Source organism: Actinomycetota bacterium (genome assembly GCA_019347675.1).
Taxonomy (GTDB): domain Bacteria; phylum Actinomycetota; class Nitriliruptoria; order Nitriliruptorales; family JAHWKO01; genus JAHWKW01.
Genome location: JAHWKW010000002.1, coordinates 180,784 through 207,016, shown reverse-complemented (window position 1 = coordinate 207,016; position 26,233 = coordinate 180,784). Strand labels below are relative to the sequence as shown.

The following is a 26,233-nucleotide window of genomic DNA, read 5'->3' as shown; positions in this document are numbered from 1 at the left end:
CTCCGGCATCGTCGGACAACCGCGTCGAGACGACCGCTCCCACCGGCGGAAAGCGCACCTGTTCGATCGCATGGCCGGTTCCGCAAGCGGGCGCTTAGGCAGGCATTCCTGCCGAGGCCTTCTTCTGGGCTATGCGGGGTGTGACGGGAGCGATGTCACGGATGATGATCCACCCGACTGCGGTGTAGCCGTGTCAAGGGCCAGCGAGTTCTCCCCGCGGGCGGCCATGAGATCTCCCCGTGTGCGGCCACGAGGTAGACAGAGCGGATGATGAGGCTCGGCCATTCCCCTGTCCAGAGGAAGGCGATGTCGACGGACAGTAGGAGGCTGGCGCCGAGTGGAAACCGTCGCGCCGGGGTGGGTCAGCGTCGTGCCGCACAACGGTGACCCCGACGACGATGAGCCATGCCATGCTGAGGGGCCAGCCCGCGTCGAGGTGTTGATCCACAGGGTGTCGTGCGGCCGGTTCGCCTGCCACAGGTGGGGGATGGTCCATCCGATCGCCAGGCGAGGAAGAACATCTCGATGTTGAGGGCCGCGCGTCCCCATCGCGAGACACCCGTCGCGTCGGTGGCACGCATCACGGCGAGAAGGGCCACGAGGCCGATCTGGAAGACGCCACTGGCCTCCGTCTCGAGCCGTACGACGAGGGCCGCGTTGTCATCCTCCCGACCGAGGCTGCGCCGCCGTTCGCTGGTAGGACGACCGCCGTATCGTCCACGGCGACCTCGTATGTCTCGAGCCCTTCGTCGGCGATCACCGCTTCGGCGCAGTCGCTGGATCCGGCCGCGTCCGTCCAGATCAAGTCGATCTCGGTGCCCACCACCCAAGCCCGTTCGTGCGGCCACCACAGGTTCGGGCTCTGATACCAGGCCGGTCGTGTGCGACGAAGCGCCAGAGAGGCCGGGCAGCAGGGAGCTCTCGCATTGATCAGACAGGGCGACTGCCGACGGATCGACCGTGACGCACCAACCAACCAGCCATTGGACGCTGGAGTCCCGATCCGGCGGCGTCCGGCCTACACGTCGAAGTAGAGGTTGAACTCCCACGGGTGTGGACGCAGACGGATCGCGTCGAGCTCGTGCTCGCGCTTGTACGCGATCCAGGTTTCGATCAGGTCCTCGGTGAACACCCCACCCTCCAGGAGGAACTTGCCGTTGCCCTCCAGCGCATCGAGCGCCTCGTCGAGCGACCCGGGGACGCTCGGGAGGTTCACCAGCTCCTCGGGCGGCAGGTCGTAGATGTTCTTGTCGACCGGCTCCATCGGCTCGATGCGGTTGCGGATCCCGTCCAGGCCGGCCATGAGCATCGCCGCGAACGCCAGGTGTGGGTTGCAGGACGGGTCCGGGCAGCGGAACTCGAGCCGCTTGGCCCTGGGGCTGGTCCCGCTCACCGGGATGCGGACGGCGGCGGACCGGTTGCGGTTGGAGTACACCAGGTTCACCGGCGCCTCGTAGCCGGGTACGAGGCGCCGGTAGCTGTTGGTGGTCGGCGCGGCGAAGGCCAGCACGGCGGCGGCGTGCTCGAGGATGCCCCCAATGTACCAGCGTGCCGTGTCCGACAGCTGTGCGAAGCCGGCCTCGTCGAAGAACAGCGGGTCCCCGTCCTTCCACAGCGACTGGTGGGTGTGCATGCCCGAACCGTTGTCCTGGAAGATCGGCTTGGGCATGAAGGTGACGGTCTTGCCGTGCTGCCAGGCGGTGTTCTTCACGATGTACTTGTAGATGAGGACCTTGTCGGCCATGCGCAGCAGCGTGTCGAAACGGATGTCGATCTCGGCCTGCCCGGCGGTCCCGACCTCGTGGTGCTGGACCTCCACCTCGATCCCGGCGCGCTGCAGGTTGACGATCATCTCCGAGCGCAGGTCCTGGTAGTGGTCCATGGGCGGGACCGGGAAGTAACCCTCCTTGTACCGCGGCTTGTAGCCCTTGTTCCCCCCGTCCTCGTCACGGCCCGAGTTCCACGCCCCCTCGTCGGAGTCGATGAAGTAGAACGCCGAATGCTGATTCTGGTCGAAGCGGATCGAGTCGAAGATGTAGAACTCCGCCTCCGGACCGAAGTACGCCTCGTCGGCGATCCCGGTGGACGCCAGGTACGCCTCGGCCTTCCGAGAGATGTTCCGGGGATCGCGTGTGTACGCCTCGCCAGTCACCGGGTCGTGCACGAAGCAGGTCAGCGCCAGGGTCTTGCGGGCCCGGAACGGGTCGTGCATCGCAGTGTCGGGATCCGGGAGGAGGAGCATGTCGGATTCCTGGATCTCCTGGAAACCTCGGATCGACGAGCCGTCGAAGTACAGTCCGTCGGTGAACACCGCTTCGGTCAACGCGCTGGCCGGGATCGAGAAGTGCTGCACGGTGCCGGGCAGGTCGACGAAGCGGATATCGATGATCTCGTATCCCCCGTCGGTGACGGTCCTCAGGACTTCTTCCGGTGAGCTCGCCAACGTGTGCTCCTTGGTGATGGCTGTTGCGACCATGCCAGCTTGCGGGTCTCGTGTCGCACGTGGACGGGGGCGCACCGTACGAGTGTGCGGTTTCCCGACTGTGTCACCAGTGTTTCGTCGGCGTTACGTCTCGCCGCGCTCGAAGGACACGACCGCGTCGGGTCCGTCGGGGCGCCGGCGAGGATCCCGACCATCCGCGATGATCAACTTGCGGTGCGGGAAGGGGATCTCGATCCCGCGGGCGTCGAACTCGCGCTTGACATGGCGCCGGAAGCGGCGGCTGACCGTCCACTGCTCGAGCGGTTGCGTCTTGATGAACGTCCGGATGGTGACACCGGAGTCACCCAGCATCTCCACGCCGAGGATCTCGACGTCCTCGAGGATCTTCGGGCCGATCTCCTCGTCGTGGCGCAGACCTGCCGCGACCTTGCGGATGGCCTCCATGGCGACGTCGAGGTCGGATCCGTAGCCCACCTGGAAGTCGACCAGCGCGCGCGCCCACTCCTTCGACTTGTTGCCCAGGAAGCGGATCTCGCCGTTGGGCACGAACCACACCGTTCCGTCCAGGGAACGCAACCGGGTGACGCGCATGGTGATGTCCTCGACGCGCCCGCTGACGTCGGGATCGATCTGCACCACGTCGCCGACGCCGTACTGGTCCTCGAGCAGGATGAAGAAGCCCGAGAAGAAGTCCTTCACCAGGCTCTGCGCCCCGAAGCCCAGCGCGACACCGGCGATCCCCGCACCGGCGATCAACGGCCCGAGTGCGATCCCGAACTGACCCAGCGCGGTGATCACCGCCAGGGTCCAGATCACGATCCGGGTGCTGTCCGCCATGACGTCGCCGAGGGTCTTCGCCCGCAGCTCGGCGCGCATGCGGCGTGTCTCATCCATGCGCGACAGGCTGCGGACGGTGGCACGGCTGACCCACCGGCGCACCCCGTGCTTGGCGAGTCGGGCGAGCACGAACGCCGCGACCAGGACGATCGCGGCCCGGGTGGCGCTGTTGACGATCCCGAACCACCACTGCACGTCGCTCACGCGTTCGACGACCTGCTGAGCGGGATCGGTCGGGGTCTCGGTCTGGAACCGCGCCACCAGGCGCATCAGCACGGGGGTTGCCTCGCTGGGTCGGTGTCGAGCGTCTCGGCGGACCGCGCAGCCTGGGCGCTCACGCGCACGGACTGCGCTCCATTGCGTGCGCGCCGGGCTGGTCACCCGTCGGTGCCCACGTCCCGGCGTCGATCGCCTGCTGGCCGGCGTGGTAGCTGGAGCGCACCAGCGGGCCGGCTTCCACGTGGTCGAAGCCGAGCTCGTCCTCGCCGATGCGCCGCAACTCGGCGAACTCCGCCGGGGTGACGTACCGGTCGAGGCGGAGGTGGTTGGGGGAGGGCTGCAGGTACTGCCCGATCGTCAGCAGCGACACGCCCGCGTCGCGGAGGTCGCGCATCACCGCGACGATCTCCTCGTTGGTCTCTCCCATGCCGGCGATGATGTTCGACTTGGTGGCGCAGCGGTCGGGGAGCCGCCGGCGTGCCTCCTGCAGGAAGCGCAGGGACTCGCGGTAGCGGAAACCGGGGCGGATGATCGGGTAGAGGCGCTCGACGGTCTCGACGTTGTGCGCGAAGACGTCGGGATCCTCGCCGCAGACCTGCTGCAGCGCCGACAGGTTCATCGAGAAGTCGCTGGGCAGCACCTCGACGCCACAGTTGGGCAGCCGGGCCCGGATCTGGCGGATGCACTCCGCGAACAGCCACGCACCGCCGTCCGGCAGATCATCTCGGGCCACACCGGTGATCACGGCGAACCGAAGCCCCAGATGCGCGACCGCCTCCGCGACGCGACGCGGCTCGTCACGGTCGTACCCGACCGGCTTCCCGGTCCGGATCTGGCAGAAACCGCAGCGGCGGGTGCAGTTGTCACCACCGATCAGGAAGGTCGCCTCGCGCACCTCCCAACATTCGGAGATGTTCGGGCAGCCTGCTTGCTCACACACGGTGTTCAGATCAAGGCCGGACATCAGCCGCTTCAGCTCGTGGAAGTTCTCCCCGCGGCGCAGGGTCGTCTTCAGCCACGGTGGTTTCCGCCCCGTGCGGACGCCTCCGTACGCGGGGCGGGCCACGCCCGCGCGCCGACGGCGGTCCTCGTCGAGCAGGCGCAGAGGCCGCACGTCGGGCGGGATCACGGGGTGGGTGCTCACGTTGCCCTCCGCACCGGGGAAGCGACGAGGCCATCGAGGGTCCCCGCGGTGATGTCGCAGCCCAACAGCTCGGCGAACCGGGCCTGCATCCGCTGCCGCACCAACCCAACGTCGGCGTCGACGCCCAGCGAGCGCAGCGAGCACACGCCCCGGTCGGGGATGCCGCACGGCACGATCCCCCGGAAGTGGTCGAGGTCGGTTGTGACGTTGAAGGCCAACCCATGGCTGGTCACGCCCCGGCTGCTCACCCGCACGCCGATCGCCACCAGCTTGTCGCGGCCGACCCACACGCCGGTCAGGCCACGGATCGTCGCGGCCTGCACGCCGAAGTCCGCTGCGGTCCGCACGCACACCTGCTCGAGCGCACGGACGTAGGCCACCACCCGGCGCAGTCCCTGGAGGCGCACGATCGGGTATGCCACGAGCTGGCCTGGGCCGTGGTAGGTGACGTTCCCACCGCGGTCGACCTCGTGCAGCTCGATACCGCGTGATGCGCGCTCGGCAGCGTCCCACAAGACGTGGGAGGGGTCGGCCCGCTTCCCGGTGGTGTACACCGGCGGATGCTGCAGCGTCACGATGACGTCGGGGATCTGCCCGGCGGCGCGGCGTGCGACCAGCGCCCGTTGCAGTTCCCAGGCTGACGCGTACGGCACGAGGCCGGCGTCGACGGACAGGACCGGCTCGTCGGAGCCAGCGTCGCGCAGCGTCCCCGCCAGCCGCTGGACGCTGGGTGAGCCGACCATCAGTAGGCGCTCACCTCCGCCGACCAGTCATGGGTCTCGATCATCTCGGCGAGGTCCGCCAGGAACCGTGCCGCGTCGGCGCCGTCCACCATGCGGTGGTCGTAGGTGAGGCACAGGTAGGTCATCGAGCGGATCGCGATCTCATCGCCGAGCTCGTTGCTGCGGACCACCGGCCGCTTCTCGATCACCGGTGTCGCCAGGATGCCGCTCTCCGGCGGGTTGAGGACCGGGGTGTCGAACAGGACGCCGCGCGAGCCGGTGTTGGTGAGCGTGAACGTGCCGCCCTGGACGTCGTCCGGGTTAAGTTTCTTGTTGCGCACCCGGTCGGCGACGTCGGCGATCGCGCGGGCCAGGGCCGGCACGGTGAGGTCCTGCGCGTCCTTGATGTTGGGGACGATCAGACCCTGGGGCGCGTCCACCGCGACGCCGAGGTTGATCGTTTCGTAGTACTTGGCGACGCCCCCGTCGACGTCGATCGAGGCGTTCAGCGACTCATGGCGTGGCAGGACCATGCACACCGCCCGGGCGATGAACGGCAACGGCGACAGAGGCACGCCCTCACGCTGGCGGAACGCGTCCTTGGCTCGGGCCCGCACCTGCATGATCCGGCTGACATCCACCTCGCGGGCCGCGGTGAGCTGCGCGGTGGTCTGGATGCTGCGGAACATGCTGCGGGCGATCGAAGCCCGGACCCGCGACAGCTTCTCCGTCCGGCCCCGTACGCCCTCGTGCGGCTGGCGCGGGTCGACCGCAGCGGCGGGGCGGCGTGCCTCGCGCTCGGGCTCCTTGTCCCGTTCCTCCTCGGGTGGCGCCTCCGGTTCGGCGCGGCGGGCAGCGCCCTCCTGGATGACCCGCTCGACGTCCTGACGGGTGATCCGGCCCCCCTTCCCGGTGCCCTCGACGCGGGACACGTCGATGTCGTGCTGCTCGACCAGCTGCCGCACGATCGGCGAGAGGAGCTCTTCGCGGGCCTGCCCGTCGCCGCTGGGTTCCCCTTCACGTTCAGGTGCGGCGACCTCGGCGGCCGGCGCTTCGCGTTCGGCCTGCGCTTCTGCCGCCGGCTCCTCCCGGGCTGCGGGTCGCTTGTCACGGCGCGTCTCCTCGGCCGGCTGCTCGGCAGCCTCCTGCTCGGCAGCCTCTTCCTCGGCAGCCTCCTGCTCGGCAGGCGCCTCCGCCTCTGCCCCAGCCTCCTCGGCAGCGGGGGCCCCGGCCTCAGCCTCACCGTCGGTCTCGATGATCGCGACGACGTCGCCGACCTCGATCGTGTCGTCGACCTGCGCGCGGATCTCCTTCAACACGCCGCTGGCGGGAGACGGCACCTCCGTGTCGACCTTCTCGGTGGAGATCTCGAACAGCGGCTGATCCTCGGTGACTTCCTCGCCCTCGTTGACCAGCCATGCCGTGATCGTCGCCTCGGTAACGGACTCGCCCAGCTGCGGCAGCTTGACTTCCTCGGCCACGACGACGACCTCCTTCGCTGCGGTAATCAGCCGTGCAGGGCGCGCCCCGCCAGGGCGAGGTGGGCCTCACCAACGGCCTCGTTGAGGGTGGGGTGAGGGTGGATGAACCGGGCGACGTCCATCGGGAGCGCCTCCCAGTTGTAGATCAGTTCCCCCTCGGCGATCAGGTCGGTGGCGTGCGGGCCGGTGAGGTGCACGCCCAGGATCCGCCTCGCCGTGTCGTCACGCCTGTCCGCGATCAGCTTGACCACGCCCTCCGACTTCATCATGCGGGCACGGGCGATGGTCTGGAACTTGTAGGTCTCGACGACGACGTCGTAGCCCTCGTCGCGGGCCTGCGGCTCGGTCAGCCCCACCGAGGCGACCTCGGGGTTGGAGAACGTGACGCGGGGGACACCGGCGTAGTCGATCGGCGCGGGGGAGAGCCCGCCGAGCTGGTCCGCGACCAGGAAGCCCTCCGCGAACGACGCGTGGGCGAGGCCGAGGGTGGGGATCAGGTCCCCCAGGGCCCACACTCCCTCGATGTTCGTGCGGCAGTACTCGTCGACCGTGACGAAGCCGTCTTCGAGCTCCACGCCGACGCTTTCGTAGCCGCAGTCTTCGATCACCGGACGCCGCCCGACCGCGACCAGCAGGAGATCACCTTCGAGCTTGTCCTCCTGGCCGTCGTCGCCGGTGACGGTGACCACGACGCCGCCGTCGCTGGGATCGGCCGCGCTCAGCCGGGCGCCGGTGCGGACTTCGATCCCCTGCCGCCGGAACTGGCGGGCCACCTCACGCGACGAGTCCGGGTCCTCCAGCGGCAGGACCCGCTCCTCCAGTTCTATGACGGTGACCGTCTGCGACCCGAAACCCTGCCAGACGCTGGCGAACTCCATCCCGACCGCGCCCGCCCCCAGGATGATCGGCCGCTCAGGGACCCGGTCGAGGTTGAGTGCGTGGTCGGAGTGGATGATCCGCTCGCCGTCGAACGGTGCCGGTGGGATCTCCCGCGGCACGGATCCGGTGGCGAGGACCACGGCGTCGCCACGCACCCCTTCGCCGCCGACCTCCACCGTGTTCGGATCCACCAGCCGGCCGTGGCCCTCCAGAGTCTCGATGCCGCGAGCCTTCAACGCGCCTTGCAGGCCCTTCCACATCGCATTGACGACCTTGTCCTTGTGCTCGTGCACCTTGGCGATCTCCACCCCTTCGAAGGTGGCGTTCACCCCGAAGTCGGGTGCGTCGCGGACGTGTTCGGCGATCTCTGCGGAATGCAGCAGCGCCTTGGACGGGATGCATCCCCGGTGCAGACACGTCCCGCCGACCTTGTCGCGTTCGACCAGTCCGACCGACAGACCGAGCTGCGCGGCGCGGAGCGCAGCGGAGTACCCGCCGGTGCCCGCCCCGAGCACGACGACGTCGAAGCGGTCCTCGGCCACGGGCCCTCCCTCCACGACACGGGTGATGTCCTCCAACGCTAGTCCACCCACCCTGTGACGTACCTGGGGGCCTCGACCGGACGGTCCCGTTTCAGCGCGGGTGAAGGACAGTAGGGTCGGGACGTCGCGGGCGACGGAGACGACATGGTCACGGCACAGCACGAGGGCCTGATCAAGACGTCCCTGTACAGCCTGCACCAGCGGCTAGGCGCCCGGATCACAGCATTCGCCGGTTGGGCCGCGCCGCTCGAGTATGCGGGCACCGTGGACGAGCACCGGGCCGTCCGCCGCGACGTCGGGGTCTTCGACGTGTCGCACCTGGGCAAGCTGTGGATCAACGGTGACGGCGCCGAGGCGACAGTGGGTGCGTCGTTCACCAACGACCCGCGCGACCTCGGCGACGGCCAGTCGCAATACACGCTGTGCTGTGACGAGTCCGGCGGGATCCTCGACGACCTCATCGTGTATCGCCTGGCCGCCGACCGCTTCCTGGCCGTCCCCAACGCCGCCAACACCCAGACGGTGTTCGAAGTGCTGCGCACGGCAGGCGACGAACACGGCGCGACCATCAGCGACGACTCCACCCGCCTGACCATGCTCGCGGTGCAGGGCCCACGGTCGCTGGACGTGCTCGAGCAGCTGTTCCCGACCGTCTCCACCTCCGTCCCCGAACGTGGGATCGCGCTGATGGACCTGGGCCCGTCCGACGATGGCTGGTACTGCCGCACCGGGTACACCGGCGAGGTCGGGGCGGAGCTGATCCTGCCGGGCCTGGACGGACCCGGGTACTTCGAGGAACTCCTGCGGCTGGGGGCCACGCCCTGTGGGCTCGGGGCACGCGACACCCTCCGCCTGGAGATGGGATACCCGCTGCACGGCAACGACCTGACGACCGACACCAACCCGTTCGAGGCCCGTCTCGGCTGGGCGGTGGCGCTCGAAGGCCGCGACTTCCGCGGAGCCGAAGCGCTGCGCCGCACTGGAGCCAACCGGCCATCCCGGCAGCTGTGGGGCATCCGCGCCATCGAACGCGGCATTCCGCGTGCGGGGATGGTCGTGTCGCACGACGGGGAACGTGTGGGAGAGGTCACCTCCGGGTCCTACTCGCCGGTGTTGGGCACCGGGATCGGCCTGGCGTACCTGTCCACACCACTTGCTCCCGGCGACCGCGTCACGGTCGACATCCGGGGCCGGTCGACGCCGTTCGAGGTGGTCGACCCGCCGTTCCTGGACCGCGACGCCCGGTGAACGACCAGCGAGATGTCGCAAACGGGCGACAGCGCGCTCATGGCCGTACACGAACGGACGGGGACGCAGGATGCACCGCGACCCGGTCGCCCGCACGGTGGTAGGCGACCCGCACGTCCGCGGCGCACGCCGCCCGCGCCGGACCACCGGGCGGAGAGCAGGAGGCAGCGATGAGCTTCTTCAGCAAGATCAAGGCTATGGGGCTGCTGGGCATCGGCGCTGCGGCCGGTGTGGCCGCCACGTACTTCTTCGATCCCGACCGCGGTCGCGCCCGTCGCGCGCAGACCACCGACCAGATCGGCGCGGCACTCCGCGACCAGGCTGACGACCTGCGTAAGAAGGCCGATTACAAGGCCGGTGAGCTCCGCGGTGCCATCGCGGAGAAGCTCCCGACCCAGGAGGGCGGCGACTACGACGCCAAGACCCTCAAGGAGAAGGTCGAGAGCGAGGTCTTGGGCATGGGCGACATCGACAAGAGCGCCATCGTCGTCACCGCACGCGACGGGATCATCGAGCTCCGCGGCCAGGTTCCCACAGTCGAGCAGCGACGCAAGCTGGTCGAGTCGACCCGCAAGGTCGACGGCGTCCGCGACGTGATCGATCTGACGCACCTGCCCGGCGAGACGCCACCGAACATCGAGGAAGCCGTCGAGGCGAGCGAGTCCGCCGCGACGACGGCGAGCCGGACGAGGCGGAGCTTCCGGTGACGCACATCACAGACGCGTAGCGGCTGGTCCCGGGGGGCAAGGATGGTCACCAAGAGGCTCGCCAGGTTCAACGCGGTCGCGGTGTTCGCGGATCTCGACCGGGCCGTCGAGGCGCTCGATGACCTCTTCGAGGCCGGCTACGACCCCGACGTGCTGTCCCTCCTCGGACGCGAACACGCCATGGCACCCGGGACCGGACAGGTCAAGGAAGAGGTGACCCGCGCGGCCGGGGGTGTCGGCAAGAACTTCGCCAAGGGGATCACCTCCGGTGCGGTCGTCGGGGGGTCGCTCGGGGCGCTGATCGGCGCAGCGGTGACGACCATCCCCGGCGTGGGCATCGCGGCCGGCGCGGGGGCGCTGTACGCCGGCGTCGCCGGAGCGGTGATGGGCCACATCCCCGGTGCCCTGCTCGGAGCGGAGGCCGGAGCGCGGAAGGCGATGATGTGGACCCAGACCCTCGAGCCGCTCCTCGTGCTCGTCGAACACGACAAGGTCCTGCTCGGCATCCACTCCAACGATCCGGAGCGGGTCGAGGAGGGTGAGGAGCGTCTGGGGCGCTTCGATCCTGAGAACGTCGTTCGGCTCGACGCCGACGAGGACTTCGAGCCACCAGGCGATTACGCGGCATTGCTGGGTGTCAGCGTGCCGTCCGACCACCCCGAGCGAGCCGGCGGCGAGATGGGCTTCAAGGAGGCCGAGAAACGCGTCGGCATGACCGAGCGGGGCGAGCCGCCGACCCGCGGCGAGTAGCGGACGCCACAGTCGCTTTGCACGTCGTGATCGCGCCCGACTCGTTCGGTGGGACCCTGACCTCGATCGAAGCTGCCGAGGCGATCGCGGCGGGATGGGGGAGCGTCCGACCGGGCGACGACCTCGCGTCGGTGCCGATGGCCGACGGCGGGGAAGGCACCGTGGAGGTCGTCGCCACCCGAGGCGGCCAGCTGCGCCACGTCGAAGTCGCCCACCCGCGGGGGCGGCCGATCAGGGCAGCGTGGCTGCTGCGCCCGGACGGATCCGCGCTCGTCGAGTCGGCCGCCGCATGCGGGCTCAGCCTCGTCCGCGCGGGCGAGCGCAACCCCATGCGCACCACCACCTACGGCGTCGGACAGCTGCTGGAGGACGTCCGCCGCGCCGGCGTCCCGCGGGTCGTGGTCGGGCTGGGGGGTTCGGCCACGGTCGATGGTGGCGCCGGCGCTGCTCTGGCTCTGGGAGTGCGCCTGACCCGAGCCGACGGCAGCAGCGTGAAGATCGGTGGTGGCAAGCTGCTCACCGTCCACCACGTCGAACCGACCTGGCTGGATCCGGCTTGGGATGCGATCCAGGTGCGGTCGTGGTCGGACGTCACGTCCCTGTTGAAGGACGCCGCCACAACCTACGGCCCCCAGAAGGGCGCCACGCCCGAGATGGTGGCAGCTCTCCAACAGGGCCTGCTTCACTGGGCCGACGTCGTCGAGCGCGACCTGGCTGGCAGCTGGCGGCACCTGCCGGGGTCAGGTGCCGCAGGCGGTCTCGGCTTCGGTCTGGCCGCGGTGCTCGGGGCCACGATCGTGCCCGGCGCCGCGGCTGTCGCCGAGGTGATGGGGCTGCCCGCCGAGGTTGCCCGAGCCGACCTGGTCGTCACCGGCGAAGGCCGGCTCGATGCCACCTCGCGACAGGGCAAGGTCGCCGGCCACGTCGCCGCACTCGGCGCAGACGCAGGTGTCGCGGTGTGCGCGGTCGTGGGCAGCGTCGCCGATGACGTGACCGGCTTCGTCGACGTGGAGGACGCGGCGCGCGGCGGCGACCCGGCCGGGGAGGTCGCCGCCGCGGCGGCGCGACTCGCGCGTCGCGCGGCGCGGGTGACATGACCGGTGCGGTGTTCGAAGCCGGGAAGGTCCGCGGGTAGACTGGCGTTGCAGGTGGCAGCGCCGCACGGAAGCGATCGTGCCGCCACCCTTCTCAGGCCACAAGACGACGGGATATCGAACATGAGCGACGCGACCGACACGACGGTCAAGGAAACCCTCGACGGGCCCCCGGTCCGCGAGACCCTCGACGGCCCGCCGGCGGGTCTGCGCACCAGCGTGGTCGCCGTCACCGAGCGCGCCGCGACGAAGATGAAGGAGTTCCTCGCCCAGGAGGACGCCGCCAGTGAGGACGTGGCGCTGCGCGTGGCGGTACAGGCGGGCGGCTGCGCCGGTTTCCAGTACGCACTGTTCTTCGACGACCGCCGCCTCGACGGCGACCTCGAGGCCGTGCAGCACGGTGTCACCGTCCGCGTCGACGCGCAGTCGGCCAGCCACCTGCGGGGGGCGACCATCGACTGGAAGGAGAGCCTCGAGGCCTCCGGGTTCCAGATCGACAACCCGAACGCCTCGTCGTCGTGCGCCTGCGGCGAGAGCTTCAGCTGATCGCTAACGACGTCGACCAGTGACGACAGCGGGGGCCCGACGGCCCCCGCTGTCGCGTTGGGCGTGCCCCGTCGGGAGTGACATCAGCCGCATCCGCCGAGGGCGTTGCCCCGACGGCGGAGGGGACCGTGGGATCGCCTGAACGAGACCGGCACATGGCCGAGGTCTACGCCGGTCTGGCGAGCCGGGCTGGCCGCGACCGTGGCGCGACGCCGGGGCGATTCGCCCTGGGGACGTTCGCGCTGGCCAACGGGGCGCTGTCCATCGCGATCGTGTCGGTCGCGGCGGCCGTGGTCAACGAGTCGCTGGTGTTCCCGTCGCTGGGTCCGACGGCCTACTTGCTGTCGTACGCGCCGACCGACGTGACCACGACACCGCGCAACATCATCGTCGGCCACCTCCTGGGCGTCGTCGCGGGCTACCTGGCGCTGGTCGTGTTCGGGCTCCTGGACGCGCCGTCGGCTTTCGAGGCTGACGTCACGGCGTCGCGCGCCGCCGCCGCGGCCCTGTCGCTCGGACTGACGGCCGCGTTCATGACCTGGCTCGACGCCGCCCATCCACCGGCCGGGGCCACCACGCTCATCGTCAGCCTCGGCATCCTGACCACCCCGCATCAGGTGACTGCGCTGATGATCGCGGTGGTGTTCCTGGCCTACCAGGGGATCGCGATCAACCGCCTCGCCGGTCTCCGCGTCCCGCTGTGGCGCTGAGCAACGAGCGGCCGTCACCCGGTCGCTCGCCGGCGGAGCCCAATCGACGCAGCCGCTACCGTGCCACCGTGACCCTGATGGTGGGAGCGTGACTCCGTGCGCGTGCTGGTGGTGTCCTCAGACCCCGGTATACGGCTGCGGGCCGGGGCCGCGCTGCGGGCACGCGACGGGTTCGAGGTCGACGAAGCCACCTCGGCGATGGATGGCCACCTGCTCACCTCGGAGCGCGACTACGACGTCCTGGTGATCGACGGCGACATGCGCCCCGAGGGCGGCCAGTCGTTGCTGTTCGAGATCCGGGCACGCGCCGAGTACGAAGGAGTGGCCGCCCCGCCGGCGCTGATGCTGATGGGCCGCGAGGTCGACCGCTGGGTGTCGAAGTGGGCCGGTGCCGCCGACGCGGTGGTGAAGCCGGTGGATTCCTTCGACATCGCCCGCCGCGTCCTCGCGCTCGTCGGCGAGGTCGAGTTTCCCGAGGCCAGCGGGCGGTGGGGACCCGGCAAGGCCCGCGACATGGACACGCCTCCCGCGCTCGACCATCCCGACGCCCCCTCGAGCGAGCTCGCACCCTGACGGCAACCCGTCCGCAGTGGGGCGCCGCCGCCCCATTGGGGGGCGCCCCCGCACTGTTCGCCCGGTTGGGGACCGGCGGCTACCGTGCCGACGACCCGGGAGGCGGCAGTAGTGAGGTCGACATGGTGGTGTGGCCGGATCTGATCGGGGCACTGCTACGCGGACAGGACCTGACAGCCGACCAGGCAGAGGCAGCCCTCAACGCGGTCATGGGTGGCGCTGTCAGCCCCCCCGTGGTTGCCGCCTTCCTCGTCGCTCTCCGCGCCAAGGGGGAGACCGACGAGGAGATCGCCGGCCTCGTGCGCGCCATGGTCAACCACGCCGAGCACGTGGCGCTCGACGGCGCCGCAGTCGACACGTGCGGGACCGGCGGAGACCGTGCCGGCACCTTCAACATCTCCACGGTGGCCGCACTGGTCGTGGCCGGCGCCGGCGTGCCGGTCGCCAAGCACGGCAACCGGGCCGCGTCCAGCCGCTGCGGCTCGGCGGATCTGCTCGAGGCTTGGGGCGTGGCGATCGACCTCCCGCCGCCGGTCGTCGAGCATCTCATGAGGGAGATCGGGATCGGTTTCCTGTTCGCCCGGACGTTCCACCCGGCCATGCGGCACGTCGCACCCATCCGCGCCGAACTCGGCGTCCCAACCGTGTTCAACGTGCTGGGGCCACTGACCAACCCCGCCGGCGTCGACCGGCAGGTGGTCGGAGTCGCCGACGCGCGACTCGCTCCGCTGGTGGCGGGGGCGCTCCTGCGCCTGGGACGGTCGCACGCTCTGGTGGTCCGCGGGGAGGACGGCCTCGACGAGCTGACCACCACCGGTCCGAGCCGCATGTGGGAGATCCGCGACGGCCGCGTGACGGAATCGCGTTTCGATCCGGCCTCTCTGGAGTTTCCCCGCGCCTCGCTCGATGACCTGCGGGGCGGCGACGTCGACGACAACCTCCGCGTGGCCGACTCGGTCCTGGCGGGCGGGCCCGGACCGGCGACCGACGTGGTGGCGCTCAACGCCGCCGCGGCCCTGTACGTGGCGGGCGCCGTGTCGGACCTGCGCGGGGGAGTCGAGCTGGCCCGGGCCACGCTCACGTCGGGCGCCCCCCGCGAGCTGCGAGATCGGTGGGTGAGACGCAGTCGGGAGCTCGCCGCCGAACACGTGGCGTGATGGTCGCCGACGGTTCCCACGATCCCGCGGCCCTCGCCCGCAAACCCGACGTCGGCGTCGACCTCTTCGCTGCCCTGGATGTCCGAGTCGGGCGGGTGGTCGAGGTCGAGGACTTCCCCGAGGTCCGGAGCCCCGCCTGGAAGGTCACGGTCGACTTCGGCCCGGCGGTCGGCCGGCTCCGCACGAGCGCGCGCATCACCAACTACGGACGGCCGGAGCTGCTCGGCCGTCAGGTCATCGGTGCGATCAACCTCGGGACGAAGCGGATCGCGGGGTTCGACAGCCAGTTCCTCATCCTCGGCGCGTTCCAACCCGACGGGACGGTCCGGCTGCTGCAGGTCGACGCCGGCGTCCCTCCGGGTGCGCCGGTGGGCTGAACGGTGGCGCGTGACGTCGAAGCGCTTGCAGCCGCGCTGGTGGCAGCCGCCGGTCGGGTCGTGGTCATGTCCGGCGCGGGGATCTCGGTGTCGAGTGACATCCCCGCCTTCCGTGGGAGCGGAGGGCTGTGGGAGCGGTACGACCCGCTGGAGTACGCCCACATCGGCGCCTTCGTGACGCGAACGCGTGAGGTGTGGCGCATGCTCCGTGAGCTCGACGCGGTCTTGGACGAGGCCCAACCCAACCCGGCGCACCATGCCCTGGCAGAGCTTGAGGACCTCGCGGTAGTCCGCACGATCGTGACCCAGAACGTGGACGGGTTGCACCAGGACGCGGGGAGCCGAGCGGTCGTCGAACTACACGGGTCACGCCACAGCCTGACCTGCCTGGCGTGCGGCGCGGCGGTTCCGCGCGAGGACGTGTTGGACGTGGTGGCGCAGGACGAGGTACCCCGCTGTGAACGGTGCGGCGGCCTGCTCAAGCCGGATGTGGTCTTCTTCGGCGAAGCCCTCCCGGCCGGGGCGATCGAACGTGCGCGCGACGAGGTCCGCGACTGCGGGGTACTCGTGGTCGTGGGCACCTCGGCGGAGGTCGAGCCGGCCGCCAGCCTCCCGACGCTCGCCGCCGCCCACGGGGCCGCGGTGTGGGAGGTCAACCCCGATCCGACGTGGACTGAGGCCGTCCACGTCGTGCTCCCGGCGGAGGACGCCCTTCCCCAGGTGGTGGAGCTCGTCCGCAACCGGCTGCAGTGAGTCGAAGCCGAAGCAGACGGATCCCGGCGACCGGCGGGTGGTGACCAGACGGCCATGGTGCCGCGTGGGTGGCCAGGAACGTTCGGCCGGGCCGTGACGAGGTCGTCGGCCGCTACCTTGCGGAGCACAGAAGATGACCCGAAAGCTGCGGATCGCGAGGGAGCGATGCCTGAGTCGGACACAACACGCAAAGTCGTCATCCTCGGTGGTGGGCCCGCGGGTCTCACGGCGGCCTTGTACGCCGCTCGAGGCAACCTCGAGCCGCTGGTGATCGAGGGCGCCGAGGCGGGCGGGCCGACCGGCGGGCAGCTCATGCTCACCGAGGACGTCGAGAACTACCCGGGTTTCCCCGAGGGGATCACGGGGCCGGAGCTGATCGAGCAGATGCGCGACCAGGCGGAGCGCTTCGGCACGATGTACTGGACCCAGGACGCCGAGGAAGTGGACCTCTCCGAGCGCCCGTTCCGCATCGCGACGGAAGATCGCGAGGTCTTCGCCAAGGCGCTGATCATCTCCACGGGAGCCCGGCCGCGACGACTGGACGTGCCCGGTGAAGACCGGCTATGGGGATCGGGCGTCTCGGCCTGCGCCACGTGCGACGGCTTCTTCTTCCAGGACCAACACGTCGTGGTGGTCGGGGGCGGTGACTCCGCCATGGAGGAGGCGACGTTCCTCACGAAGTTCGCCTCGAAGGTCACGGTCGTGCACCGGCGCGATGAGCTGCGCGCCTCCAAGATCCTGCAGGAACGCGCCTTCAAGAAGGATCGGATCGAGTTCCTCTGGAACGCGGTGGTGACCGAGATCCAGGGCGACGGCCAGGTGTCGGCTGTGACGCTCGAGAACACGGAGCCCGGCGATTCCCTGGAGCGGACCGGCGAGACCCGCGAGCTCGAGTGCGGCGGCTTCTTCCTGGCCATCGGCCACATCCCCAACACCTGGCTGTTCGAGGGCAAGCTGGATATGGACGACGAGGGCTACCTCCTCGTGGATCAACCCAACACAAAGACGAACGTCGCGGGCGTGTTCGCCAGCGGCGACTCCGTGGACCACGTCTACCGGCAGGCGGTCACCGCCGCCGGGACGGGGTGCCGGGCGGCGATGGATGCGGAGCAGTTCCTCTCCGACGTCGAGTGACGTCTTCGGCGTCGGTGTTGCATCTGCAGTGACGCGATCGGTGCCCCATCAGGAGCTCAGGCGGTAGAACCGCCAGAAGTCGTTGTCGATCGGGAGCACGTCGACGTCCGAGAAGCCGGCTGCGTGCGCGTACCCACGGAAGGTCGGTGTCCGCATGATCGTCCCCGTCCCGGCCGCGGGCGCCTCGGTCAGCGCGCACGGCAGGCAGTGCAGCGCGCTCCACCCCCACTGGAAGCGCTCGGCGTCGTCGACGTCGGTCGTGAACTCGTCCGCCACCCGCTCATCGACGACGAGAACGGTCCCGCCTTCGGCCTGCAGCGAGCGCATGGCACGTAGCGCGCCGACCGGGTCGGTCATGTCGTGGATCGTCTCGAACGCACAGACCAGGTCGAAGTCGCCGTCCAGTTCCGGATCCGCGGCGTGGCGCACCTGGAAGGTCGTGCGGTCGGCGACGCCCGACGCTTGGGCGTTGGCTCGGGCTGCCGCGATGGAGGCTTGATCGAGGTCGACTCCGACCACGGTCACCTTCGGGAACCCGCGCGCGATCGCGATGCTCGACCATCCTGTCCCGCAGCCGACGTCGACCACCCGCGCGGGCGGATCTGCCTGCAGTCGTTGCACCAGACCGGGCACGGCGGGGAACCATTCCCGTGCCAGCAGGTTCATGAACATCGGACGGTTGATCCGCGCGATGAACTCCCGTAGGTCGGCGCCGTAGGCCTCGTATGGCACCCCCGCGCCGGTACGGAAGGCCTCGATCACGTCGGGGAGCGCGCGGGCGACGCCGACCACGCCGAGAGCCACCGGCATGGACGACAGGCTGTCGCGGTCGAGTAGCACCTCGGTGTGGGCATCGGACAACCTGAACGTGCGGGTCGTGGGATCCTGGGGGTCGGTGACGACCTCGAGGATCCCGGCGACGGCTTGCTGCTCGAGCCACTCACGGGCGTACCGCTCGGCCACGCCAGCGGCATCAGCGAGTTCGGTGGGGCTGAGCGGGCCCTGTTCGGCCAGAGCGCCGTACAGGCCGAGACGGTCGCCGACGTAGACGTGGTAGAGGTCCAGGGCGGCGATCGATGCGTGGAACAGCCGCCCGGCGAACTCGTCCCGCGCGGCCTCGAAATGGTCGTCAGAGACGTTCACGATCTGTCCCATCCCGTGCTCGTGGTGCAGGCATGTCCGCGGGCCCTGCTCGCCCACGGCGATACCAAAGTACGGACGTCGCGCCCTCGGTGCGGCTGGAGGCTGCGATCCAGCCACCGCCGTTAGGCTGGCCGGATGCCGAGTCAGCGACCCCTGACCGCCGAAGAGGTGCACCGACTCACCCCCCCTGACCGGAACCGCTTCGCGGATCTACTCCGGGTGATCTCCATCATCGTGGTCGTGGTCGGGCACTGGCTCATCGCCGTGGTGGTGGTCAGCGACGGCGAGTGGGTCACCGGCCGGCTCCTGGAGTTCGTCCCGGCCACCCGGTGGGCGACGTGGGTCTTCCAGGTCATGCCGCTGTTCTTCTTCGTCGGTGGGTACGCCAACGCCGCGTCGTGGAGCGCCGCCGCAGCCCGCGGTGTGCCGTGGGCCGTATGGGTGCGGCGGCGGTCCCGCCGGCTGCTCCGACCGGTTGTTCCGTTGCTGGCACTGTGGGTCCCGCTGGCGGCGCTCCTGGGGCTGGCGGGTGTGCCCGGTGAGCTCCTGCAGCTTGGGAGCCAGGTCGCGTTCATTCCCGCCTGGTTCCTGGCTGCGTACGTCCTCGTGGTCGCTGCCGCGCGACCCACGTTCGCCGCCCATCGTCGCTGGGGGCTGGGCGCGCTCGTCGGCCTGGTCGCCGTGGCCGTCGCCGTGGACGCGGCGCACCTGTCAGGTACCCCGGTCGTGGGGTACACGAACTTCTTCTGGGTGTGGGCAGCCGTCCACCAGCTCGGGTACTTCTGGTACGACAGCCGTCTCCCGGGCTCGTTGGGGGCCGTGGGCCTGGCCCTCGGTGGCTACGCGGTGCTGGCTCTTCTGACCACGGTCGGCGGCTACCCCGTCGCGATGATCGGGATCGAACCTGGACAGCGCAGCAACAACTCGCCGACGTCGATCGCCCTGTTCGTCCTGGGAGTCGCACAGTTCGGCGTCGTCGCTGCGGTCCGCGATCCGGTCGAGCGATGGCTTCGCCGCACCAGGACATGGGCGTGGGTGGTTGCGGCCGGGGCGGTGGCCATGACCGTCTACCTCTGGCACCAGACCGCGCTCGTGGTCGTGGCTGCGTTGACGATCCCGACCGGTATCTGGCCAGAGACGGGCGTCGCGGACCTGCGCTGGTGGTTGCTCCGGCCGCTGTGGGTGGTCCTCTGTGGATTGGTGCTGGTCGTCCTCGTCCGAGTGTTCGCCAGGTTCGAGCGGGTCGGCGAGCCACGGTCGCGGCCGGGACGGATCCGCGCCGCGGTCGGGGTGGTGGCCACCACCGCGGGGATCGGGCTCCTACTCGCCGGCGGGCTGTACGACCCCGCCCAGACCGCGGGGATGCCGCTCACCGCCCTCGGGGTGCTGTTCGCCGGTCTCGGCGCGCTGGGCGTGATCCGCAACCATCCTGCTGCCGACCTCCGCACGGCCGAGCCCACGGAGCAGGTGACCGGGCCGTGACCGTTGCTGTCAGGCGACCGTGGCGACGGGTCGGGCTCCGACGTCGGCCAGCGCAGTAACGATGATCTCGCAGCAGCGGCGGACCTGACGGACCGACGTTGTCGGGGCACGACCCGTGCAGGGAAGATCGGGGCGGTTGCGGACACGAGCACGCGACCGCCCGTCCGGACCGCTCGGCTGAAGCCGAACTGGGACTCATAGGGCGAGCCAGAGGTCACCCGCCGCCGATCCATCCCGGCGAGCATAGGAGGACCCAGGCGGGCCGCTGCGCTCGGGGGATAGCGCGGATGGCCTCCACGGGGACCAGCCGCGACGCTCGCCACGCCGGCACGACCGGACCAGCAGCACCGAGCTGTAGCACAGGGCCAGCACGCCGCCGAGCGAGCGGAGCGTGCACCGCGGGGCGGAGGCCGTACGCCCCGGCGCCCTCCGCGCGGACGGCCCCGGCGACGGTGACCTCTTGCGGACCGGTCGGCAGTGCGAGCGACAGCCGATCCCCGGGGACAGCGCGCCGACGGGTTCACGACCGGGACGACGAGTTCAAGACCACGCTGCAACCCGCCGGTGCGCGCGGCCACCTCGGGATGCTCTGCGAGTCGGTCGACCACCTCGCCGGGGAAGGACGCGCCGTCGGGTGCGACGACGACCAGGTCAGTGCCCGCCCAGGTCCGGTACGCGTTGAGCACGGCGGACTCGTCCACGGCGTCAGCGGCGATCAGCGCCGCGGTGATGCCCACCGAGCCGATCGCCAACCCAATGACCACGAGCAGCGACTGCCAGTGGCGGCGCCCGACCTCACGCACGGCCAGACGAGCGACGAACCGCCGCCGCAGTGCGACGACGACCAGGCCCAGGTGGCCGACCAGGAAGCCGGCGACTGCGAGGGCCGCGATCACGCCGGGACCGTCGCCGCGTCGGTGCCGACGACCGTGCGTCTCGCACCTCCACCACACGCGACGCCCGGCGTGCGAGGCCGAGATCGTGGGTGACGAGGACAACCGTGTGGCCGCCCGCGACCAGATCAACCAGCAACTGGATCACCCCGTCGGTGGCCGCGCTGTCGAGGTTGCCGGTCGGTTCGTCCGTCCAGATCACCGCCGGTGCGTGCACGAGCGCCCGGGCCACGGCCACGCGCTGCTGCTCGCCACCGGACAGCTCGTTCGGTCGGTGGTTCGCACGGGCCGCAGGCTCACCCGCTCGAGCAGGCTCACCGCGACCGCCCGCGCCTCTCGGGGACGCCAGCCGAGGTTGAGCAGCGGCAACTCCACGTTCTCCACCGCACTCAACACCGGCAACAGGTTGAGCGCCTAGAAGATGAACCCCATGTGGGCGCGCGGTGGTCGGTGCGCGCGGCGTCATCCAGGTCGGCCAGGTCCAGCCCAAACCCGACAGGCAGTTCAGCAGTGTGGTCTTGCCCGACCCGGACGCGCCGACGATCGGGAGCATCTCCCCGCGGTGCACGTCCAGGTCGACCCCGCGCGGCGCCGGAACGTCGGTTCCGCTGCGGTAGGTCTTGCGGACCCCCTCCGGGCCGTACGACCGGTCCCCACGACATGGACCCGCCTCTCTGTGCATCGACGACGACCCGACGCTACGCACGGAGTGACGGGATCGTTACGACACTGGCTGGGAGGAGACCATCCGACGGCCGCGCTCACTCGACAACCGCGAGCGCCGGGACCGCCTCGCTCACCGTGATCAGTCAGCTGTGGCGGCTGCGTTTCGGCGCGCCCACGACCCGAGTGAGCACCTTGAACTGGCACTGGGAGTAAAAGCCGCCCGGTGGGTGGTAGAGCTTGACGTACATGTCGTGGGCCCGGCACCAGCCGTAGGCCAGTCCGCAGGGTGCGGGGGTGAAGGCGGGGCACGAGCGGCAGTCGCGGTTCCGCTCGTCCGTGCGGGCTGCCCGCTCCGCCAGCGTGACGCGGGGAGCGTCATCGGCCGCGAAGAGCGCCGCCGCGGTGGGAGCGCCAGGTTTGCGGGGCGGCGACTCGAGAGCGGCCAGGGCGGTCGGGTCAGATTTCATGGCGCAGATCCTCTCGGTCGGGGGGGATGTCGCCGCGGGGATCGCCGACCGCGGTTTCCCAGAAGCCGGGCGTGAACTCGGTCGTGGCGGTGACTCGCGCTACCCACTTCACTCCCTTGTACTGCCACTTCCCGGGCGGCGGGACGTAGCGCAAGGGGGCGCCGTGCTCGGGGGTTAACGGCCGGTCGTCGAGGTGGGTTGCGAAGAGGCCGCGGACGAACTCGTCGGTGGTGAGGGCGCTGGCGTAGGTCCCTCCGAAGGCGGAAACGACGACGTACGGGCTGCTGATCCCTGCCGCCGCAGCGACTGCCTGGCCACTGACGCCGCTCCACCGGCACAGCGGCCGGCTCCATCCCCACACGCAGTGGAAGTTCCAATTGGCTGCGAACGACTCCAGCACGATCACCTCCGCGAGCGCGAGCACCTGGGGCCGTTCCACGTGACCGTCGAGGGTGAGGGTCCAGCGTTCCGCGGGCACCATCGGGACGCTCGCTTCGAGGTGCACCACGGGGAGGTCGTCCAGCGGCCGCTGCACCCGACGGATCTCGCCGTCGCGGCGGGATCCTGTCTGCGACGCGTCGTCACGGCGCCTCACGGTCGTCCCTCGGGGCAGGCGACGGCCTCCGGTAGCGGCGCGGTCCCAGCCGGGAGGGGCGCCGTGCGAGACAGTCGGCGGTCGGTAAGGCCGGCGGCCTGCGGCTCCGGCAGCCACCGCAAGGACGCTGCGACCGCGACGGCGGAGACAGCGATCACCGCAAAGAAGCGGGCCGGGCCGACGATGGGCAGGAGCGCGAGGTACAGCAGTGCTCCGACGTTGCCGTAGGCCCCGACCAGGCCGGCGATCTGCCCGCACGCCCGGGGTTCCACCAGAGGGACGATCGCGTAGGTGGCGCCCGCGCCAGCGTGCACGAACAACGAGCTCGCCACCGCCACGGTGGCGGCAAGCAGCCAGCTGCGCTGGACCGATGCCATGCCGGCGTAGCCGACGGCCAGCCCAACCAGGACCACCTGCAGGGTCCGTTGGCGGCTGCCCAGCAGGTCACTGCACAGCCCGCCCGCCGGCCGGGCGACAAGGTTCGTGAAGGCGTACGCGCTGACGACCAGGCCCGCCACGAGCGGTGAGAGCCCGAACGTGTCGGCGAAGAACCCGGGCAACATCGACACGACCGCGAGTCCCGAGCCGAACGTCACGGCGTAGGCCAAACAGAGCGTCACGATGGCCCGGATCCGGTCGTCGTCGGGTGCGCGGGCCCTGCGTCGGGCCGGCCGGTTGACGGCCAGGGCCCGCCACACCTGCACGCAGAACACCACAACCAGGCCGGTGAGAACCGCCCGTAGCGCGTCGAGCTGTAGCAGGTCCAACCGGGCGAGCTGCCATGCGACGAGTGCGAGCACGCCGACCAGCGGCACCTGGAGCGCCACGACCCCCACGACCGCGGCGGGATGGTTGACCTCGAGCGCACCTCGCCGAAGGGCGCGCCGGTCAGCCGATCCGTCGGGGGTATCGCTCACCGCCCGCAGGTACACCCCCCCGTAGACGGCGGCGAGTGCCCCGGTCGTACCGATGGCCCATCGCCACCCCTCAGGGCCACCCACCATCGCCGCGACCGTCGGGAGGGTGAAGGCTGCCGCGGCGGAGCCCGCGTTGCCCCAGCCGCCATAGATGCCCTGAGCCAAGCCGATCTCGTGGGGCGGGAACCACTCGGCCATCATCCGCACACCCGCCACGAAGCCCGCTCCGACCAGGCTGACGGCGAGCCGGCTGGCCACCAGCAACCGAAACGATGACGCGGTGGCGAACACGAGTGTGGGCACCGCCGCGTACAGCAGGACCGCGCCATACACTCGCCGCGACCCCCAGCGGTCCACCGCCATGCCGACGAGGACGCGGCCCGGCACGGTCAGGGCCACGTTGCACAGCGACAGTGCAGCGAGCTGCGGGGCTGTCAGCCCCAGCGAACGCCCCACCTGCGTGGCCAACGGGGCGAAGCTGAACCACACCAGGAAGCTGAGGAACAGTGCCATCCACGTCAGGTGCAGCACCCGCCAGCGGCCACGGAACGACAGCAGAGCGCGTGGCCGTACCGCCACTTCCGCCCATCCCACCGGCTGCGTCGGCCTCAACCGCGGGCAACCTCGGGTTCGCCGTCAACCGTCTCGTCCTGGGCCGACAGCACCACCACGGCCCAGCCGTCTTCGACGCGGGTCGGGTAGGTGGCGAGAGGCTTGCGGGCAGGCCCGCGGTGGACTTCGCCGGTGCGCACGTCGAAGACGGCGCCGTGCCAGGGGCAGGCCAGCAGGCAACCGTCGACCGTGCCCTGGGCGGTGGGGCCGGCGGCGTGGGTGCAGTCGCCGTCGAGCGCGCGGACCTCGTCGGGCCCGCAGCGCACCACGGTGATGCGCCGATCCCCGCACGCCACGCTCACAGCCACCCCGACCGGGAGATCGTCGAGGGGCAGCACGACCGCGTCGGGCCTGCGCCGGGTTGGCATCAGGCGACCGCCAGGGGTAGGAGCCGGTCGGGTTCGAGGGTGAGGCCGGCTGTCGGCGTGTCGCCTGCAGCGCGTGGCCGTTGTCCTGGCTCGGCGCCCGACTCCCAGCGGCCCCGGAAGACCCGGTCGATGTGCGCCGCGAACGCGTCGGGGCCGAGCCGGGTCACCGTCTGGGGCAGCGACTCGCCGGCGGCCCGCAGCGCCTCCCACAACCCGACGATCGCTTCGGTGATCGCTGGCACGTCGCGCTCGGCGACCCGGCCCACCACCTGCCCGACCCGGCCCGCCGCGATGTCGCCGCCCAGCCACACCTGGTAGCCCAACTGAGCCCCGCCGCCCACGTGGACCTTCCCGCCGGAGAACCCCACATCGGCCACCTGCTGTTGCGCGCAGGCGTTGGGGCAGCCCGAGACGGACACCCTCAGGTGGCCGTTGCGGGCCAGGGCAGGGCTGGAGCGAACGGCCCAGGCGACCTGCTGGGAGGCGGTGATCGCCAACGAGCACACCGGACCTCCGGTACAGGCGCGGACGTCGCGCGCCGCGGTGGTGCCGGCGACCGCAAGGCCCAGGTCGCCGAGGTCGCCGCGCAGAGCGGGGACGGCCCCGAGCGGTACGTGTCGCAGGGTGATGTCCTGGTCGCGGGTGAGGTGCAGCACGCCGTCGGCGTACCGCCCGGCGAGGCCAGCCAGGCCGCGCAGGTCGTCGGCGTCGAGGTCTCCGAGGGGGATCTCGACGGTGACCACGGCCCGGCCGGGCGTGCGCTGGGGGCGGACCCCACGCGACCAGCCGCCCTCGGGAGCCTGGGCCAGCACCGCCGCGGCCAGGTCGGCGTCGGAGACCTCGACCTGGGGTGGCGGCGGGTGCGGGCGACGGCAGGTCCGGGCGTACGCGGCGCGGAACAGGTCGAGGAAGCGGTCGGCGCCAAGGTCGCGCAGCAGGAACTTCATGCGGGCCTTGTTGGGCTGGTCGAAGTTGCCGTGGGCGATGTAGACGTCGAGGAGGGCGGTGACCGCCGTGACCGCGTGGGCCCGGGGGACGAAGTCCAGGGCCTTCACCGCTAGGGTGGGCACAGAGCGTCCCAGACTCCCGCCGACCCACAGCTCGTAGCCAGGCTGACCACCCGCGCCCAGCACGGAGACCAACCCGGCGTCGTTGAGCCGGGCGTGGTCGCGACAGGCGGGACAGCCGCCCAGGTGGATGTTGACGCGGGACGGCAGCTGGGTGTCCAGGTCGGGCGTTCGGGCCAGGACCGCGGCGGTGATCGCGTGGGCGTCGGGTGCGCAGTCGAACGGCTCGGCCAGGGCAACGCCGGCGTCGGGGCACCACATCACCCCCCGGACGGTGTGACCGCACGTCGAGCGGGTCGTCAGCCCGAGGGCGCGGACGGCGGCGAGCACGGCGTTCACTTCGGTGGCGTGGACGTGGTGCAGTTCGGCCTGCTGGCGGGTGGTGAGGTGCAGCCAGCCCCGACCGTGCCGCTCGGCGATGTCCGCAAGGCCGCACGCCTGGCCGGCCGTGAGATCCCCACCGTTGCGCACCCGGACCATGAACACCTGGGGCTGCGACTGGGCGCACACGCCGTGGGTCTTGAGGGCGTACCGCTGTTCGGGGCTCAGCCAGTCGTCGCCCTCGGCGGTGAGCCGGTCGAGGTCCACCGGGAGTCCGGCACGCTTCGCGGCGGGGATGTTCGCGACCGGCATGCGGTGCTCCTGTTGGCGGGTGAGCGGGACTGTGCCCGGCCCAGGTTCCGACCTCGTTCCCGCACCGTGATCCG

General features: G+C 70.8%; 24 protein-coding genes and 1 pseudogene. 12 read left to right on the top strand and 13 right to left on the bottom strand.

Annotation, left to right across the window (positions count from 1 at the left end; translation table 11 throughout):
• Positions 1-1,018: 1,018 nt before the first annotated feature.
• From glnA to lpdA, 6 genes are all read right to left on the bottom strand, one after another.
• Positions 1,019-2,443, bottom strand: coding sequence for a type I glutamate--ammonia ligase (gene glnA / locus KY462_02200; protein MBW3576553.1), 1,425 nt, complete (start codon positions 2,441-2,443; stop codon positions 1,019-1,021).
• A 123-nt stretch (positions 2,444-2,566) separates the two neighbouring features.
• Positions 2,567-3,556 carry a mechanosensitive ion channel family protein gene (locus KY462_02195; GenBank protein MBW3576552.1) on the bottom strand — a complete coding sequence of 330 codons (990 nt, stop codon included), beginning with the start codon at positions 3,554-3,556 and terminating at the stop codon, positions 2,567-2,569.
• A gap of 58 nt (positions 3,557-3,614) precedes the next feature.
• On the bottom strand, positions 3,615-4,598 hold the full coding sequence (gene lipA, locus KY462_02190; protein ID MBW3576551.1) for a lipoyl synthase: 984 nt from the start codon (positions 4,596-4,598) through the stop codon (positions 3,615-3,617).
• Positions 4,599-4,639: 41 nt separating this feature from the next.
• Entirely contained in the window at positions 4,640-5,386 is a 747-nt protein-coding gene (gene lipB / locus KY462_02185; GenBank protein MBW3576550.1) for a lipoyl(octanoyl) transferase LipB, read from the bottom strand.
• On the bottom strand, positions 5,386-6,846 hold the full coding sequence (locus tag KY462_02180) for a 2-oxo acid dehydrogenase subunit E2 (protein MBW3576549.1): 1,461 nt from the start codon (positions 6,844-6,846) through the stop codon (positions 5,386-5,388). Before KY462_02180 ends, lipB begins: the two co-directional genes overlap by 1 nt.
• Positions 6,847-6,872: 26 nt before the next feature.
• A complete protein-coding gene (gene lpdA, locus KY462_02175) occupies positions 6,873-8,267 on the bottom strand; it encodes a dihydrolipoyl dehydrogenase (protein ID MBW3576548.1) in 1,395 nt (464 codons plus the stop codon).
• Between the two features lie 144 nt (positions 8,268-8,411).
• Here lpdA and gcvT point away from each other — a divergent pair, with 144 nt between their 5' ends.
• From gcvT to trxB, 11 genes are all read left to right on the top strand, one after another.
• Positions 8,412-9,515 carry a glycine cleavage system aminomethyltransferase GcvT gene (gene gcvT, locus KY462_02170; protein ID MBW3576547.1) on the top strand — a complete coding sequence of 368 codons (1,104 nt, stop codon included), beginning with the start codon at positions 8,412-8,414 and terminating at the stop codon, positions 9,513-9,515.
• A gap of 170 nt (positions 9,516-9,685) precedes the next feature.
• Positions 9,686-10,222, top strand: a complete 537-nt coding sequence (locus KY462_02165; protein ID MBW3576546.1) for a BON domain-containing protein — start codon at positions 9,686-9,688, stop codon at positions 10,220-10,222.
• Between the two features lie 42 nt (positions 10,223-10,264).
• Entirely contained in the window at positions 10,265-10,972 is a 708-nt protein-coding gene (locus tag KY462_02160; GenBank protein ID MBW3576545.1) for a hypothetical protein, read from the top strand.
• Positions 10,973-10,989: 17 nt separating this feature from the next.
• Complete coding sequence (locus KY462_02155) at positions 10,990-12,069, top strand: glycerate kinase (GenBank protein ID MBW3576544.1); 1,080 nt, start codon at positions 10,990-10,992, stop codon at positions 12,067-12,069.
• 120 nt (positions 12,070-12,189) lie between these two features.
• Entirely contained in the window at positions 12,190-12,612 is a 423-nt protein-coding gene (locus tag KY462_02150; GenBank protein MBW3576543.1) for an iron-sulfur cluster assembly accessory protein, read from the top strand.
• A 155-nt stretch (positions 12,613-12,767) separates the two neighbouring features.
• The gene (locus tag KY462_02145; GenBank protein MBW3576542.1) at positions 12,768-13,322 is read left to right on the top strand and encodes an HPP family protein; all 555 of its coding nucleotides are present in this window, start codon (positions 12,768-12,770) and stop codon (positions 13,320-13,322) included.
• Positions 13,323-13,418: 96 nt separating this feature from the next.
• Positions 13,419-13,895 (top strand): hypothetical protein, encoded by a 477-nt coding sequence (locus tag KY462_02140; protein MBW3576541.1) that lies wholly within the window; start codon positions 13,419-13,421, stop codon positions 13,893-13,895.
• 122 nt (positions 13,896-14,017) lie between these two features.
• On the top strand, positions 14,018-15,052 hold the full coding sequence (gene trpD, locus KY462_02135) for an anthranilate phosphoribosyltransferase (GenBank protein MBW3576540.1): 1,035 nt from the start codon (positions 14,018-14,020) through the stop codon (positions 15,050-15,052).
• A complete protein-coding gene (locus KY462_02130) occupies positions 15,052-15,429 on the top strand; it encodes a tRNA-binding protein (protein ID MBW3576539.1) in 378 nt (125 codons plus the stop codon). Before trpD ends, KY462_02130 begins: the two co-directional genes overlap by 1 nt.
• A 66-nt stretch (positions 15,430-15,495) precedes the next feature.
• A complete protein-coding gene (locus KY462_02125; GenBank protein ID MBW3576538.1) occupies positions 15,496-16,182 on the top strand; it encodes a Sir2 family NAD-dependent protein deacetylase in 687 nt (228 codons plus the stop codon).
• Positions 16,183-16,347: 165 nt separating this feature from the next.
• Positions 16,348-17,316 carry a thioredoxin-disulfide reductase gene (gene trxB, locus KY462_02120; GenBank protein ID MBW3576537.1) on the top strand — a complete coding sequence of 323 codons (969 nt, stop codon included), beginning with the start codon at positions 16,348-16,350 and terminating at the stop codon, positions 17,314-17,316.
• 48 nt (positions 17,317-17,364) lie between these two features.
• Here trxB and KY462_02115 read toward each other — a convergent pair whose 3' ends face one another.
• Positions 17,365-18,471, bottom strand: coding sequence for a methyltransferase domain-containing protein (locus tag KY462_02115; GenBank protein MBW3576536.1), 1,107 nt, complete (start codon positions 18,469-18,471; stop codon positions 17,365-17,367).
• Between the two features lie 123 nt (positions 18,472-18,594).
• Here KY462_02115 and KY462_02110 point away from each other — a divergent pair, with 123 nt between their 5' ends.
• Positions 18,595-19,941 carry an acyltransferase family protein gene (locus tag KY462_02110; GenBank protein MBW3576535.1) on the top strand — a complete coding sequence of 449 codons (1,347 nt, stop codon included), beginning with the start codon at positions 18,595-18,597 and terminating at the stop codon, positions 19,939-19,941.
• Positions 19,942-20,736: 795 nt separating this feature from the next.
• On the opposite strand, the pseudogene KY462_02105 reads toward KY462_02110, so the two are convergent.
• From KY462_02105 to KY462_02080, 6 genes and pseudogenes are all read right to left on the bottom strand, one after another.
• Positions 20,737-21,516, bottom strand: a pseudogene (locus tag KY462_02105) (ABC transporter ATP-binding protein).
• A gap of 127 nt (positions 21,517-21,643) precedes the next feature.
• A complete protein-coding gene (locus tag KY462_02100) occupies positions 21,644-21,967 on the bottom strand; it encodes a hypothetical protein (GenBank protein ID MBW3576534.1) in 324 nt (107 codons plus the stop codon).
• Positions 21,957-22,562, bottom strand: coding sequence for a molybdopterin-dependent oxidoreductase (locus tag KY462_02095; GenBank protein ID MBW3576533.1), 606 nt, complete (start codon positions 22,560-22,562; stop codon positions 21,957-21,959). Before KY462_02095 ends, KY462_02100 begins: the two co-directional genes overlap by 11 nt.
• Complete coding sequence (locus KY462_02090; protein MBW3576532.1) at positions 22,559-24,091, bottom strand: MFS transporter; 1,533 nt, start codon at positions 24,089-24,091, stop codon at positions 22,559-22,561. The genes KY462_02095 and KY462_02090 overlap by 4 nt, the downstream gene beginning before the upstream one ends.
• Complete coding sequence (locus KY462_02085) at positions 24,088-24,459, bottom strand: Rieske (2Fe-2S) protein (GenBank protein MBW3576531.1); 372 nt, start codon at positions 24,457-24,459, stop codon at positions 24,088-24,090. The genes KY462_02090 and KY462_02085 overlap by 4 nt, the downstream gene beginning before the upstream one ends.
• The gene (locus KY462_02080; protein MBW3576530.1) at positions 24,459-26,159 is read right to left on the bottom strand and encodes a nitrite/sulfite reductase; all 1,701 of its coding nucleotides are present in this window, start codon (positions 26,157-26,159) and stop codon (positions 24,459-24,461) included. The genes KY462_02085 and KY462_02080 overlap by 1 nt, the downstream gene beginning before the upstream one ends.
• Positions 26,160-26,233: the final 74 nt, after the last annotated feature.